General features: G+C 62.8%; 11 protein-coding genes and 1 pseudogene. 9 read left to right on the top strand and 3 right to left on the bottom strand.

Features of this window, described 5'->3' with window-relative positions; translation table 11 throughout:
- Positions 1-95 precede the first annotated feature (95 nt).
- The 4 genes from AC0L3X_RS18840 to AC0L3X_RS18825 are packed head-to-tail and all read left to right on the top strand — an operon-like array spanning position 96 to position 3629.
- Complete coding sequence (locus AC0L3X_RS18840) at positions 96-542, top strand: cupin domain-containing protein (RefSeq protein WP_473316664.1); 447 nt, start codon at positions 96-98, stop codon at positions 540-542.
- The gene (locus AC0L3X_RS18835; protein ID WP_473316663.1) at positions 539-1660 is read left to right on the top strand and encodes a DegT/DnrJ/EryC1/StrS family aminotransferase; all 1122 of its coding nucleotides are present in this window, start codon (positions 539-541) and stop codon (positions 1658-1660) included. Before AC0L3X_RS18840 ends, AC0L3X_RS18835 begins: the two co-directional genes overlap by 4 nt.
- A complete protein-coding gene (locus AC0L3X_RS18830; protein ID WP_473316662.1) occupies positions 1657-2424 on the top strand; it encodes a class I SAM-dependent DNA methyltransferase in 768 nt (255 codons plus the stop codon). Before AC0L3X_RS18835 ends, AC0L3X_RS18830 begins: the two co-directional genes overlap by 4 nt.
- Positions 2421-3629, top strand: a complete 1209-nt coding sequence (locus AC0L3X_RS18825; RefSeq protein ID WP_473316661.1) for a glycosyltransferase — start codon at positions 2421-2423, stop codon at positions 3627-3629. Before AC0L3X_RS18830 ends, AC0L3X_RS18825 begins: the two co-directional genes overlap by 4 nt.
- Before the next feature lie 18 nt (positions 3630-3647).
- On the opposite strand, the gene AC0L3X_RS18820 is transcribed toward AC0L3X_RS18825, so the two are convergent.
- Positions 3648-5225, bottom strand: a complete 1578-nt coding sequence (locus AC0L3X_RS18820) for a lipopolysaccharide biosynthesis protein (protein ID WP_473316660.1) — start codon at positions 5223-5225, stop codon at positions 3648-3650.
- Between the two features lie 603 nt (positions 5226-5828).
- On the opposite strand from AC0L3X_RS18820, the gene rfbF reads away from it, so the two are divergent.
- The 5 genes from rfbF to AC0L3X_RS18795 are packed head-to-tail and all read left to right on the top strand — an operon-like array spanning position 5829 to position 11827.
- Entirely contained in the window at positions 5829-6599 is a 771-nt protein-coding gene (gene rfbF / locus AC0L3X_RS18815; protein ID WP_354078435.1) for a glucose-1-phosphate cytidylyltransferase, read from the top strand.
- Positions 6596-7732: a CDP-glucose 4,6-dehydratase gene (gene rfbG / locus AC0L3X_RS18810; protein WP_473316659.1), complete on the top strand. Its 1137-nt coding sequence runs from the start codon at positions 6596-6598 to the stop codon at positions 7730-7732. The genes rfbF and rfbG overlap by 4 nt, the downstream gene beginning before the upstream one ends.
- A complete protein-coding gene (gene rfbH / locus AC0L3X_RS18805; RefSeq protein WP_473316658.1) occupies positions 7729-9087 on the top strand; it encodes a lipopolysaccharide biosynthesis protein RfbH in 1359 nt (452 codons plus the stop codon). Before rfbG ends, rfbH begins: the two co-directional genes overlap by 4 nt.
- 16 nt (positions 9088-9103) lie before the next feature.
- Complete coding sequence (locus AC0L3X_RS18800) at positions 9104-10861, top strand: thiamine pyrophosphate-binding protein (protein WP_473316657.1); 1758 nt, start codon at positions 9104-9106, stop codon at positions 10859-10861.
- A gap of 45 nt (positions 10862-10906) precedes the next feature.
- Positions 10907-11827, top strand: a complete 921-nt coding sequence (locus tag AC0L3X_RS18795) for an NAD-dependent epimerase/dehydratase family protein (protein ID WP_473316656.1) — start codon at positions 10907-10909, stop codon at positions 11825-11827.
- A 3-nt stretch (positions 11828-11830) separates the two neighbouring features.
- On the opposite strand, the gene AC0L3X_RS18790 is transcribed toward AC0L3X_RS18795, so the two are convergent.
- Positions 11831-12787 carry a glycosyltransferase family 2 protein gene (locus tag AC0L3X_RS18790; protein WP_473316655.1) on the bottom strand — a complete coding sequence of 319 codons (957 nt, stop codon included), beginning with the start codon at positions 12785-12787 and terminating at the stop codon, positions 11831-11833.
- A gap of 277 nt (positions 12788-13064) precedes the next feature.
- Positions 13065-13528, bottom strand: a pseudogene (locus AC0L3X_RS18785) (NF038122 family metalloprotease); the annotation flags it as partial.

Genomic DNA, 13528 nt, shown 5'->3' with positions numbered 1-13528 from the left:
TCGGTCTGCCCTTGACGGTCCCGGCCAAAGTAGCCAAAGTGCGCAGCGAGATAGCTATCTCATTCTAATTGCATCGCTTTTTATCGAGGCCTACGATGGAACACGTCGAACATGTTCGATTCGGCGACCAGCTGTATGCGATCATCGTGCGCGCCTCGTTCTGCGAGCCGGGTATCCATTTCTTTTCGACGCCCGAACTGTCGCAGCAGCTCGCCTATATGAGCCATCCGAAGGGCAAGAGCATCGAGCCGCATCGCCACAACAAGGTGACGCGCGAAGTGCACTACACCCAGGAGGTCCTGTTGATCCAGAAGGGTAAGCTCCAGGTCGACTTCTACACCGTCGAGGAAAAATATCTCGAAAGCCGCGTGCTCGGCGCCGGCGACATCATCCTGCTCTGCAGCGGCGCCCATGGCTTCCACGTGCTCGAACCGCTCGAGATGTTCGAGGTCAAGCAAGGTCCGTATTCCGGCGAGGCCGACAAGACCCGGTTTGCCGAAGCCTCTCCGTCCGAAATCCGGATCAAAGGCCCGAACCAGTGAGTGCGCCGTTCATTCCCGTCAACACTCCGCTGCTCGACGGCAACGAGGCCGACTATCTTGCCGAATGCATCCGCACCGGATGGATCTCCTCCGAGGGACCGTTCATCAAGCGCTTCGAGCAGGCGATGGCCGAGGCTGCGGGACGGCGCCACGGCATCGCCGTGACCAATGGCTCGGTCGCGCTTGACATCGCCGTTCATGCGCTCGGGCTCGAGCAAGGCGCGGAGGTCATCATCCCGACCTTCACGATCATCAGCTGCGCCGCCGCGATCGTGCGCGCCGGCCTCGTCCCCGTCGGGGTCGATTGCGACCCCGCGACCTGGAACATGACGGCCGAGGGCGTCGAAGCCGCGATCACGCCGCGCACCCGCGCGATCATGCTGGTTCACATCTACGGTCTGCCCGTCGATCTCGATCCGATCCTGGCGCTGGCGCACAAGCACGATCTGAAGGTGATCGAGGACGCCGCCGAGATGCACGGCCAGACCTATCGCGGCAAGCCCTGCGGCAGCTTCGGCGACGTCTCGACCTTCAGCTTCTATCCCAACAAGCACGTCACGACCGGTGAAGGCGGTATGATCCTCACCGACGACAACGCCCTCGCCGATCGCCTGCAAGGCTATCGCAACCTCTGCTTCCAGCCGCAGCAGCGCTTCGTCCACGAGGAGCTCGGCTGGAACGCGCGCATGACCAATCTCCAGGCCGCGCTCGGCGTCGCCCAGGTCGAGCGCCTGCCGCGCACGGTCGAGATCAAACGTCGGATCGGCCGGCTCTATGACGAGCATCTCGGTGGCCTCAACAGCATCCGCCGCCCGGTTGCCCGAACCAGCTATGCCGACAACATCTACTGGGTCTACGGCATCGTGCTGAACGACGATGTGCCATTCGACGCCAAGGAGGCGATGCGCCGCCTCGGCGAGAAGGGCATCGGAACGCGGCCGTTCTTCTGGTGCATGCACGAACAGCCGGTGCTGCGCCGGATGGGCCTGATGCTCGACGAAAGCCATCCGAACGCGGAATACATCGCGCGCCGCGGGTTTTACCTGCCGAGCGGCCTTGCCTTGACCGATGACGAGATCGCTCGCTCGGCGCAGGCGCTGAAGGAGATTCTGGCGTGACGGTGTTCGCCGAATACGCGCCCTGGTACGACCTCCTCTATCAGGACAAGGATTACGGCGCGGAGACGGCGTTCGTCGAAGCGCGCCTGCGCGACCACGGCGTTTCCTCGGGCAGGCTGCTCGATCTCGGCTGCGGCACCGGCCTGCATGCGCTCGCCTTCGCACGCCAGGGGTGGAGCGTTGCCGGCATCGATCTGAGCCATGAGATGATCGCGAGTGCCAAGGCGCGCGCCGAGCGGGCCGGGCTATCGATTCCGTTCCGCCAGGGCAATGCCTGCGAGACGGGCCCCGAACGCGACTTCGATGCGGTGGTGTCGCTGTTTCACGTCGCTAGCTACCAGACCAGCCGCGATGCGCTGGCGGCCATGTTCCGTACCGCGCACGCCGCGCTGAAGCCGGGCGGCACGTTCTTCTTCGATTATTGGTATGGTGGCGCGGTGCTCGCGCAGGGCGTCGAAACCCGGGTCAAGGTGATCGAGCAGAAGCCGCTGCGCCTCACCCGCATCGCGCAATCCGATCATGACGAGCAGGCCGCGACCGTCACCGTGAACTACACGCTGTTCTGCGAAGACACGGAGCGCGCCACGATCCGGCGCGTCGATGAAGCGCACCACATGCGCTACTGGTTTCCGTTCGAGATCGACGCCGCGCTTGAGGCGAGCGGCTTCCAGCCCGCCGCTCACGCTGCATGGCTGACGCAGGACGCGCCGAGTTCGAAGAGTTGGGCGGCCTACGCTGTCGCCAGAAAGAGCGGCACGCCGTGAGGCCGCTGCGACTCGCCGTCATGCTGGAGCAGGCGCTCGAGGTCGGCGGCGGTTTCCAGCAGCCGCTCAACGATCTGCTCTGGCTGCGCGACTGGGCGGCGAAGTCCGGCAACGAGATCGTGGTCTACTCGCCCTATCCGAAAACGCTGGAGATTCTGAAGGAGTTCAACGTCACCGCCCGCCTCCTCAAGTTCGGCGCGTCTGACCACTTCTTCCTGTTCCTCAAATATTGCGGACCGTTCGATCTCGTCCAGATCGCGCTGAAGCTGAAATCGCCGTTCGAACGCGCGCTGATCCGCGACGGCATCGACGTCGTGCACTTCACCTCGACCTCGAAGCGGTACCTGCTGCTCTACGAGCTGCCCTTCATCATCACGATCTTCGACGGCTGCCATCGTGACGCGCCGGAGTTTCCGGAGGTGAGGACCTTCGGCGAATTCGAGCGCCGCGAGATCCTGTTCGGTCTCGCCAGCACCAAGGCGGCGGTGGTGATCGTGAATGCGCCCGAGCTGATCGACGACCTCTCCCGCCGCTACGCCATGGAACGCGATCGTGCGGTCTGCATCCCGTTCTCGCCCTCGGCCTATGTCAGCCAGGGTGCGCCCGACGCCACCGATGATGCGGCGGTGCTCGCGAAATACCGGCTCGAGCCCGGCTATCTGTTCTATCCGGCGCAGTTCTGGCCGCACAAGAACCACATGACGCTGCTCGCGGCCCTCGCAAGCTTGCGCGAACGGGGCATCACCGAACGGCTGGTGCTGTGCGGTTCGGATCGCGGCGGCCGCGACAAGATCAACGCCGCGATCCGCACCTACGGTCTGTCGGACCAGGTCTCTATCATCGGCTTCGTCGAGTCCGCCGAGCTCGGCGCGCTCTATCGTGGCGCCGCAGCGCTGGTGATGCCGAGCTATTTCGGCCCGACCAATCTTCCGCCGCTGGAAGCCTGGGCGGTCGGCACGCCCGTGATCTATCCCGAAGCCTTCAAGGCCCAGGCCGGCGACGCCGCGCTCCTGTTCGACTATGACGATCCGTGCTCACTCGCGGATGCGATCGTCACCCTCCGCGCGGAAGGCACGCGTGATCGGCTGCGCGCCGCCGGCCAGCTCCAGCTCGAGCAGCTTGCGAAGGAGACGGCGGCCGGGCGACAGCAGTTCGCACGGCATATGCAACGGTTGAAGCACCGCTTGGCGCTCGCGCCCCGCTGACGTTTCTCTGGACGGTCGTCACGTCGGAATGACCGCCGTCAGACGGGCGCGGAGCTTCCTGCTCGCAAGTGGGCTCGCAATGACGCTAACGACTATCAGCCAGATCGCGCATTCGGCAATGAAATGCGCAATCCCCCCTCCTCCTAGCAGCGAGGTGACCACGATGCCGATGCCCCATCCCGTCAGCACGATCGCGAGCGCGAGCGCGACGAGGAAGGCAACGTGCCGCAGCGGGCGTTGCAAAGTCTGGCCCATAATAACGAGCCCGAGCAGGCCGAATTGCACGCCAAGATCGCTTGCAACAATGGCGAGCGCGGCTCCCAACGGTCCGAGCCTCGGGATCAGAACGAATGACAGCGCCAGGAAGACGGCGAGTTGCAGCAGCTTGGTGCGGGCCAACAGAGCGCCACGATTGCTGTGATAGGCGAAGACCAGCGCCAACAGCGAGGGTGCGACCGCGGCGGAGCCGAGCAAGAGCGTGATGGCGAGTGGCGCATCGTAGGGAATGCTGCCGTGTGTCCACAGCGTGAAGAAGTCGGCCCAAAAGGGCAGTAACCCCGCGACAACCAGGCAGGCGATCATCGTCACGAAGACTGATCCACGGGCATAGAGCCGGCGCAGCCGCTCCTGGTCACCGATCGCGTAATCGTGGCCAAGCTCGGCAGCGAGCGGCATGCTCGCCTGCTGGCAGAGCCCCCGCACCAAGCTCGCGATCACCCGGGTCAAGCCCCACTGCGCCACCGCGACGCGGTCGACGACGAGGGAGCTCACCAGCAGCACAGGCAAGTTGACGAGCGCCAATTCGGTGAAGCTGCCGGCCGCAAAAGGCAGCGCAAGGCCGAGTTGTCCAATACCCCACCGCCATGATCGGCTCCGAGGCCGCCGTCGGCCGCTGCGGCGGAGAAAGGGAAACAGGCGCGGTGCATCGATCGCAACGAGAAAAGCCGCCAGAACCACCTGCGTTGAAACAAAAGCAACAGCCACCGCAAGCAGGCTGCCGAAAACGATAATCGCAATCACTTGGGTAATCTGGCCGAGCAGAAGCGCTACGTTTTGCAGCCAGACCGTGCGGCCGTATCGACCGTGCGCGCGGTAGAGGCCGGAGGCCAGGTTGGCGGGCACGGTCAGGAGCGTGCCCACGCCCATCACAAGCAGAGCTGAATCGAAGGTCGCAGTCGCGTGAAAACCGAGTATCAGGGAGGGCGGCCAGAGCAGTGCGGCGCCGACCAGCAAGATGGATAGCGCTACGACGAGCGAGAAATAGATCTGCAGTATGCCGGCATAGAAGCTTGCCGTCCTTCCATCGCAGTCAGAGCAGGACTTGAAAGCGAGAAAGCGGTTGACGGCGCGCAATTGCAATCCCGCATCGGCAACAACCATGAGACTTCCAGTCGCATAGATCGCGAGCCATGCCGCCAGAACGTCGCCCGTCCAGAAATGCAGGAATGCCGGAATGAGGACAAGCTGCTGGGTTAGACCGAGCAGAAGCTGCACCAGATTTGCCGACCAACCGTGGATAAGCCGCTGTAGGCGCCCCACGCGGCCGGGCACAGCCGTATCCGCCGCATTCTCCTGCCCATGTGGCGCATCGGTCAAGACTGAGCCTCTGGGATCCGAGTGGAGTGAACCGGTTCGCGAGCGAAGTATCGATGCTGTCGCGACATCATTAAAGGGTTCGCCGCAAGCTCTAACGCGAGCCCGACCGACCGCTGCTCCTACTCTGGCAACAGGCTCTTCCGGCCATCAGGATCGAACGTTTATACGATGCGATGACCGCCTTCAACTTCGAAGCGGTCGCCGAAGGACATGGCTCGCCCGCCGGAAGGGAACGCCGGGGGCATTCGACCTCCTCGGCGAGCGCCACGGCGACGATCCGCAGACCGAGAAGGCGCGTGCCGAGCTGAAACGCCTGTCGCGCCTCACAGGGCCCGATCCGATTCGTGTCCGCTCCAAGAACCGGGACGCGCGCAACGCCGATATCAAATCGCGCAGGACGTATCGAACGAAAATGACCGCCACATCCCCCAGCCCGTCATCGCACACCGAGCACTATAGCAGCGGAGCAGATGCGCAGCTCAAATATGGTATTATATTACCTCATCCGCATAAGGCTTCCTCTTGAATAGTTTTCCAAGTGCAAAGCCTCGTATAGAAGCAGCGCAATACGAAGGAACGGACTTCCCCGTTCGGAGCTGGTTGATGAAAGCTGTAATCCTTGCGGGTGGTTTGGGAACCCGAATAGCCGAGGAGACAACGACTCGCCCAAAGCCGATGGTTGAAATCGGCGGCCGCCCCATCCTCTGGCATATCATGAAGATCTACAGCCGTTACGGCTTCAATGATTTCGTGATCTGCCTCGGCTACAAGGGCTACATGATCAAGGAGTATTTCGCGAACTACTTCCTTCACATGTCCGACGTCACGTTTCACCTCGCCGAAAATCGGATGGAAGTGCACCGTGAAACCGCAGAGCCGTGGAGGGTCACCCTGGTCGATACCGGCGAAGAAAGCCAGACCGGCGGTCGGCTCAAGCGCGTGCTTTCCTACGTCGCCGATGAGCCGTTTTTTGCCCTGACCTATGGCGACGGCGTCGCCGATATCGATCTCGAGGCCCAGATCGCCTTCCACAGAAAGCACGGTCGCAAGGCTACCGTTTCGGTGGTACGGCCTGCGCGACGCTTCGGCGCGGTTGCAATCGAAGGCGACAGGGTCGTCAATTTCGAAGAGAAGCCGCACAATGATGGCGGCTGGATCAATGGTGGCTTCTTCCTGTTATCCCCTTCGATCGGCGACCTGATTACTGGCGACCAGACCGTGTGGGAACGCGACCCCATGGAGCAGCTTGCCCGCAGAGATGAGCTACGGGCTTTTGTGCATCCTGGCTTCTGGCATCCTATGGATACGTTGCGCGATCGCAACTACCTCGAGGATGAGTGGGCAAACAACCGAGCCCGGTGGAGGGTTTGGTGACGGATCCGGCGTTCTGGCGGGGCAAGAAGGTCTTTCTGACTGGGCATACGGGCTTCAAGGGCGCATGGGCTTCGCTGCTGCTGCGACGCTTCGGTGCCACTATCTATGGCTACTCCTTGCCGCCGACCCATCCATCGTCGCTGTTCGTCGCTGCGCGGGTCGCGGACGATATCAACCATTGCCTTGCCGACGTTCGTGATCTCGGCAAGCTGCGTGCGGCGCTCTCGGAAGCCCAGCCCGACGTGATCATTCATATGGCGGCGCAGGCGCTGGTGCGACCCTCCTATGCCGAACCGGTCGAGACCTTCGCGACCAACGTGATGGGAACGGTGCATGTGCTGGAGGCCGCGCGGCATCTGCCGACCGTAAAGGCCGTCCTGATCGTCACCAGCGACAAATGTTACGAGAACAATGGCGGCCAAACCGCCTTCCGCGAGAACGACCGTCTCGGCGGCAACGATCCCTATAGCAACAGCAAAGCCTGTGCGGAACTCGTGACCGATTCCTATCGGCGAAGCTTCTTTGCCGAAAGGGGAACGGCTCGCATTGCCAGCGCACGGGCAGGCAACGTGTTTGGTGGCGGCGACTGGGCGCGCGACCGCTTGGTCCCGGATGCGATGCAGTCGTTCTTGGACCGGCAGCCGCTGCGCATCCGCAATCCCAATTCGGTGCGTCCCTGGCAGCACGTTCTCGACCCTGTTCTGGGTTATTTCAGCCTGGTGGAGAAGCTGGTCGCCGACGAGAGTTTTGCCGATGGCTGGAACTTCGGCCCGAACGCCGACAGCGAGCAGCCGGTGAGGACGGTCGTTGAGCATTTGCAGACGCTGTGGGCTGATGGCGCCAGCTGGACCAGCGATGACGGCCTGCATCCCCATGAAGCCGCCTTTCTGAGGCTTGATTGCGAGCGAGCCCGGTCGCGACTGAACTGGACGCAGCGTCTCGACCTCTTGCGAGGGCTGGGCCTTACCGTTGACTGGTACAAGGCGCTCCAACGCGGCCAGGACCTTCGTCGCCTCTCTCTCGAACAGCTCGAACTCGTCCTGGATGGTGCCGTTTCGCACGGCGTCCCACCGTCAGTATCCGAACCATCTCGCGGCCAAGCCGACGCGGTCAACGCAAAGTCATTCACATGAAATCGGCGTCAGCACCCGCGCGGACAGGTCAACGAAGCTCCGAAGAGATCAGGGCATCGATCATGGAACTGGTGGAGGAATACTCCGCCATCGCGCATGCGTCGAAACCGTTCGTCGCCGGGCAGTCGTCGGTGCCCGTATCGGGCCGAGTCTTCGATGCGAGCGACGTCAAGTCGCTGGTCGATTCGGCGCTGGATTTCTGGCTGACCGCCGGCCGCTTCAACGAGGAGTTCCAGCAGAAGCTCGCCAAGCGCGTCGGCGCCCGCTACGCCATGACCGTCAACTCCGGCTCGTCGGCCAATCTTGTCGCTTTCTCGGCTCTGACCTCGCCCCTGCTCCGCGACCGGCCGGTTCCGGCCGGAAGCGAGGTGATCACGGCGGCGACCGGATTTCCGACGACCGTCAATCCCGCGATGACGCAGGGCATGGTGCCGGTCTTCGTCGACGTCGACATTCCCACCTACAACATCATTCCGGAACTCGTGGAAGAGGCGATCACGCCGAACACGCGAGCGATCATGGTGGCGCACACGCTCGGCAACCCGTTCGACGTCGGCAAGATCGCCGACATCGCCAAGCGGCATAAGCTCTGGCTGATCGAAGATTGTTGCGACGCGCTCGGTGCGACGTTTTCGGGGCGTCATGTCGGCACGTTCGGCGACATCGGCACGCTCAGTTTCTATCCGGCTCACCACATCACGATGGGCGAAGGCGGCGCGGTGTTCACCAGCCACCCCGCCCTGCGTCGCGCGATGGAGACGTTCCGCGACTGGGGACGCGACTGCTATTGCGATCCCGGCAAGGACAACACCTGCCAGCGCCGCTTCGACTGGCAACTCGGTGAGCTGCCCTATGGCTATGATCACAAGTACATCTACAGCCATCTCGGCTTCAATCTGAAGATCACCGACATGCAGGCGGCAGTCGGCGTTTCGCAGCTCGACCATCTCGAAGGCTTCATCGCCGCCCGGCGGCTGAATTTCGATCTGTTGAAGCACGGGCTCAAGCCGCTCCAGGAATTCTTCATCCTGCCCGAGCCGACGCCGAACAGCGAACCCTCGTGGTTCGGCTTCGTGTTGACGGTCCGCGAGGGTGCGCCGTTCAAGCGTGACGCGATCGTGCGGCATCTGAACGAACGCGGGATCGGCACAAGGCTGCTGTTCGGCGGCAATCTGGTGCGGCAGCCCTACATGATCGGACGGAATTTCCGCGTACACGGCTCGCTCGCCAACAGCGATACGATCATGAACCAGACCTTCTGGATCGGCGTCTATCCGGGGCTAGGCGACGAGCACATCGGTTACGTGCTGGAGGTGATCCAGGATTTTTGCGCCGCCCAGACCCGCGGCGCCTAGGGGTGGGAATGACGCGATGAACGGAGCACAGTACATTGCGGAATTCCTCGCGCGGGTCGGAAGCGATCGCGTCTTTCTCCTGACCGGAGGCGCCTGCGCGTTCATGATCGATGCGATCGCGCAGCATCCGAAGCTCCACTACACCTGCTTCCAGCACGAGCAGGGCGCGGCGATGGCTGCGGACGCGTTGTGGCGCGTCAGTCACAAGGTCGGCGTGACCCTGGCGACTTCCGGTCCGGGAGCGACCAACCTCATCACCGGGATCGCCACCTCACATTTCGATTCCATTCCGTCCCTGCACATCACCGGTCAGGTGAACCAGCGCGAGAGCAGCGCATTCCAAGGGGCCAATGTGCGCCAGGCCGGGTTCCAGGAAACCAGGATCGTGGAGATGGTCCGGCCGGTCACCAAATACGCAGTGATGGTCAAGAGCGCGGCCGAGCTGCGCGAAGAGCTGGCCAAGGCCTACTCGATCGCAACGTCAGGCCGTATGGGTCCGGTGCTGGTCGACATCCCCATGGACATCCAGCAGGCCGAGGTGGGGGACGATATCCTGCTTCCGTCGAGGCTGCCTGCGACGACGGAAGCGCCGGCGCAAGTGCTGGCGGACCTGAAGCGGACGCTGGCCGAGGCAAAGCGTGCGGTGGTGCTCTGGGGCGCGGGCGTGGGGCTTGCCGGTGTCGAGCGGGACGTTGCGGACTGGCTGCAGCGCAGCGGTCTGCCGTTCGTCTCGAGCTGGGCCGGGCTCAGCTATTTCAACCACGATCACCCGGGCTTCGTCGGGCAGATGGGCGTTTACGGCAATCGCGGCGCGAACTTCGTATTGCAGAACGCCGACGCTGTGATCGTGCTCGGCAGCCGGCTGGACAACCGCCAGCGCTCCGGCAACACCAAGCAGTTCGCGACCGGCGCCACCGTCCATGTCGTCGATGTTGACAAGGAGGAACTCGCCAAATATCGCAACGACGGCTACCGCGTCAGTCACCTCGATTTTGCCGAGATGCCCGAAGTGTTGCGCCAGCTCGATACTCGGCCGCCGAGCCGCGAGTGGGGCGACTATGTCGCCGGGATGAAGCAGCGCTACTACCACAAGGAAGTCAGCACGTCGGCGGCGCGGTTGAACTCGCTGTCGCCCTACGACGTGATCCGCCGGGTCAACGGGATCATCGCGGAGGATGCGATCGTCATCGGCGACACCGGCGCCGCCGTCTGCTGGCTCTACCAGGCGTTCAAGGTGAAGCAGCACACGCTGTTCAATCCGGGCGGCAACTCGCCGATGGGATACGCGCTGCCGGCCGCGATTGGAGCCAAGATCGACCGCCCGGACCGGCAGGTCATTTCCTACAATGGCGACGGCGGTTTTCACGTCAACATCCAGGAGCTTCAGACCGTCCGGCACAACAATCTCGACATCGCTATCATCGTCATGAACAATGGGTCGTACGGCATCATCAAGCAGTTCCAGGACAGCTACATGCAGAGCCGCTACAGCGCTTCGCGCGACGGCCTGAGCTTCCCGGATTTCGGCGCGCTGGCGACGGCCTACGGCTTGCGCTACGCTCGCATCGAGCGTCTAGAGCAGATCGAGCCGGGGCTCTTCACTGGCGGCCCGATCGTGATCGATGTGATGCTGAGCGAACACACGCTGATCGAGCCCAAGCTCGAGATGGGACGCCCCATCAACGATCAGTTTCCCTATCTCGGCGAGAGCGAATACGCGGAAGGCAACCGCTTCGTGGACTATCCGAGGCCGGCTTCGCTGCGCACCGCGTAGGATGACCTTGGCGGTAAGTCACTCAAGAGCATTGGCGGGATCGCGATGCGCATATTCGTGACGGGGGCCACGGGCTTTCTGGGGTCTTACGTCGCAGAAGACCTGGTCGCGCGGGGACACGACGTCGCGGTGCTGTTGCGGCCGGGCACCAAGCCCTGGCGTCTGGCCGCCATCCTGGACCGTCTCGCCGCTATCGAAGGCACACTGGATGATCCGACCGCAGTCGGGAACGGGCTTCGTTCCTTTGCGCCGGATGCCGTCGTCCACATGGCCTGGCGCGGGGTGGGCAACAGCGAACGAAACAGCAAGGACCAGGTGCGCAACATCGCCGACGCCGTGGAGCTGGCTGACCTCGCAGCAGACGCGGGCGCAACGACCTTCGTCGGTGCAGGGTCGCAGGCCGAATACGGTCCTTACGATCATGCAATCGCCGAGAGCGATGCACCGCACCCGACAACGTTCTACGGCATCGCCAAGCTCGCGAGCGGGATGATGGTCGAGTGCCGTTGCGCCGAACGCAAGCTGCGCTTCGCCTGGCTACGCATATTCTCGACGTACGGTCCGAAGGATGGCGAGTCGTGGCTGATTCCGAGCCTGATCCGGACCCTGCGCGCCAACGGTCGTATGGCGCTGACCGCCTGCGAGCAGCGCTGGGGCCTTCTCCATGCCCGCGATGCTGCGGCCGCCGTCCGCCTCGTGCTCGCAAGCCCGGCAGCGCAAGGCACCTACAATCTGGGCAGTCCCGATGCGCCGCAGCTCCGCGATACCGTGGAGCGGCTGCGCGACCTGATCGGCACCGGCGAACTGGGCTTTGGCGAGGTACCGTATCGGCCAGACCAGATCATGGTCCTTGCGGCCGACATGACGCGGCTGGGAGCTTTGGGCTGGCATCCCGCAATAGGGCTCGATCAGGGACTGCGCGAAACGCTTGCCTGGTACGATGTCGCGGAACGGACCGCAAAGTGAGCCCTACGAGGGCGATGGCCCTTCGAAATTGACGCGCTCGCGCTCGAACACGACGGGCTTTTCACGGACCTGGCCGTAGATCGCCAGAATGTATTCGCCGATCATTCCCATGAAGAAGAGCTGGACGCCGCCGAAAAAGAACATCGCGACGATGAGGGTCAGGATGCCGGGCTCGGCAAGGCGTTGATAGAGGAGCAGGCCGAGCAGCAGGTTTATGACGGCATAGGCGATGCTCGCGAAGGACAGCGCGAAGCCGGCATAAAGGCCGAACCGCAGCGGCGCCGAGGTGAAGGAGACCAGCCCGTTGAGCCCCTGGTCGATGAGCGCCGCCGCACGATTTTTCGACAGCCCTTTCTTGCGCGCGCGCCAAGCATAAGGCACACCGACAGCGCGGCCGCCACATTCGAAAGTCATCATCCGCATGAACGGATATCCGTCACGTACCTGCCGCATCCGTTCGACCACATTGCGGTCGACGAGCTGAAAGTCACCCACGCCCGGCGGCACCTTGATCTCGGAGAAACGGGTGAGCAACTGGTAATAGCCATTGCGGATGCTGCGCATCAGCCGCCCTTCCTCGCGCACCGCACGGATGCCGTAGACGATCTCGTTGCCCGCTTCCCATAGCTTGACGAAGTCGGGGATCAACTCCGGTGGATCCTGGAGGTCGGCCGGCATGAACAGAAGCACGGCATCACCGCTCGAGGCCATCACACCATTGAAGGTGTTGCGCAGCGGCCCGAAGTTGCGCGCATTGACGATGATACGCACCGACTTGTCGGTGGTGGCGATATTGCGCAGGATCTCCACCGTGCGGTCTTCGGAGGCATTATCGCAAAAGATATGCTCGCGTTGATACCCCGGCAGATGCTCGCTGAAAACCTGGCGGACAGCTTCGTAGCAATCTCGGACGTTGAGCTCTTCGTTATAACAGGGTGTAACGATGGTTATTGTCTTCACTAGGGATTCCGCTGAGCGACGGCTGCAATTTCACGGATAACTAGATCATCGCGAAAGCTCGTGTGCAAGCGTCAGGGTATCTCCAACCAGAACTTACCTAAAGAAAGCTGGCGTCTGCCGCTCGCCCCGCGATGTTGCTCATTGAATTGCTCGGCGGCTCGGCCGGAGATCGTGCAGAAGCTGAAAAGCCTCGCAGACCGGACAGTTACGGCCGTCGGAAAGCGAGATACCCCGAGAAAACCACGGAAGCGAAGGCCGCGCGGGATGGGTCGCACCATCAGTGGATAATGAACCCTCCGTCGTGCGGGCCGAACAACAGAAGATCCACACCATCGTTTGCATGAATTTCGGAAACTACTGATTGATCCAGGACCGTCCCCGCGTGCAGTCCTGTGCCGGCTGAAGCCTGACTGGCGATCACCCCGTCACCGTTGAGGTCCTGGTGGAATGTCGACTCCAGCGACGTCACCGTCGTGCTGTTGCCAGCCGCATCAGGAGCCAAGTACGTAACGAAGTTGCCGTTGCTGTCCGTGCTCCAGAACGAGAATGCCCCGTTGGCGGCGTTCTTCCAGACGACGTCGTAACCGCCAGAGACCTGCTCGGCGCCGACCGGTGACCACGTCCCGAAAATGCCGACCGTCACCGCCGAGCCCCCGTACTTCAGCGTCGGCCCGGTGCCGGTGCTGATGCTGTCGAGATAATAATTCGAACCAACCTGAACTAGGCTGGTCGACCCGGCCG

It is taken from the genome of Bradyrhizobium sp. MI1.7 (genome assembly GCF_055811795.1).
Note: the sequence above shows the minus strand (reverse complement) of the source record. Positions and strands in the feature narration are given on the sequence as shown.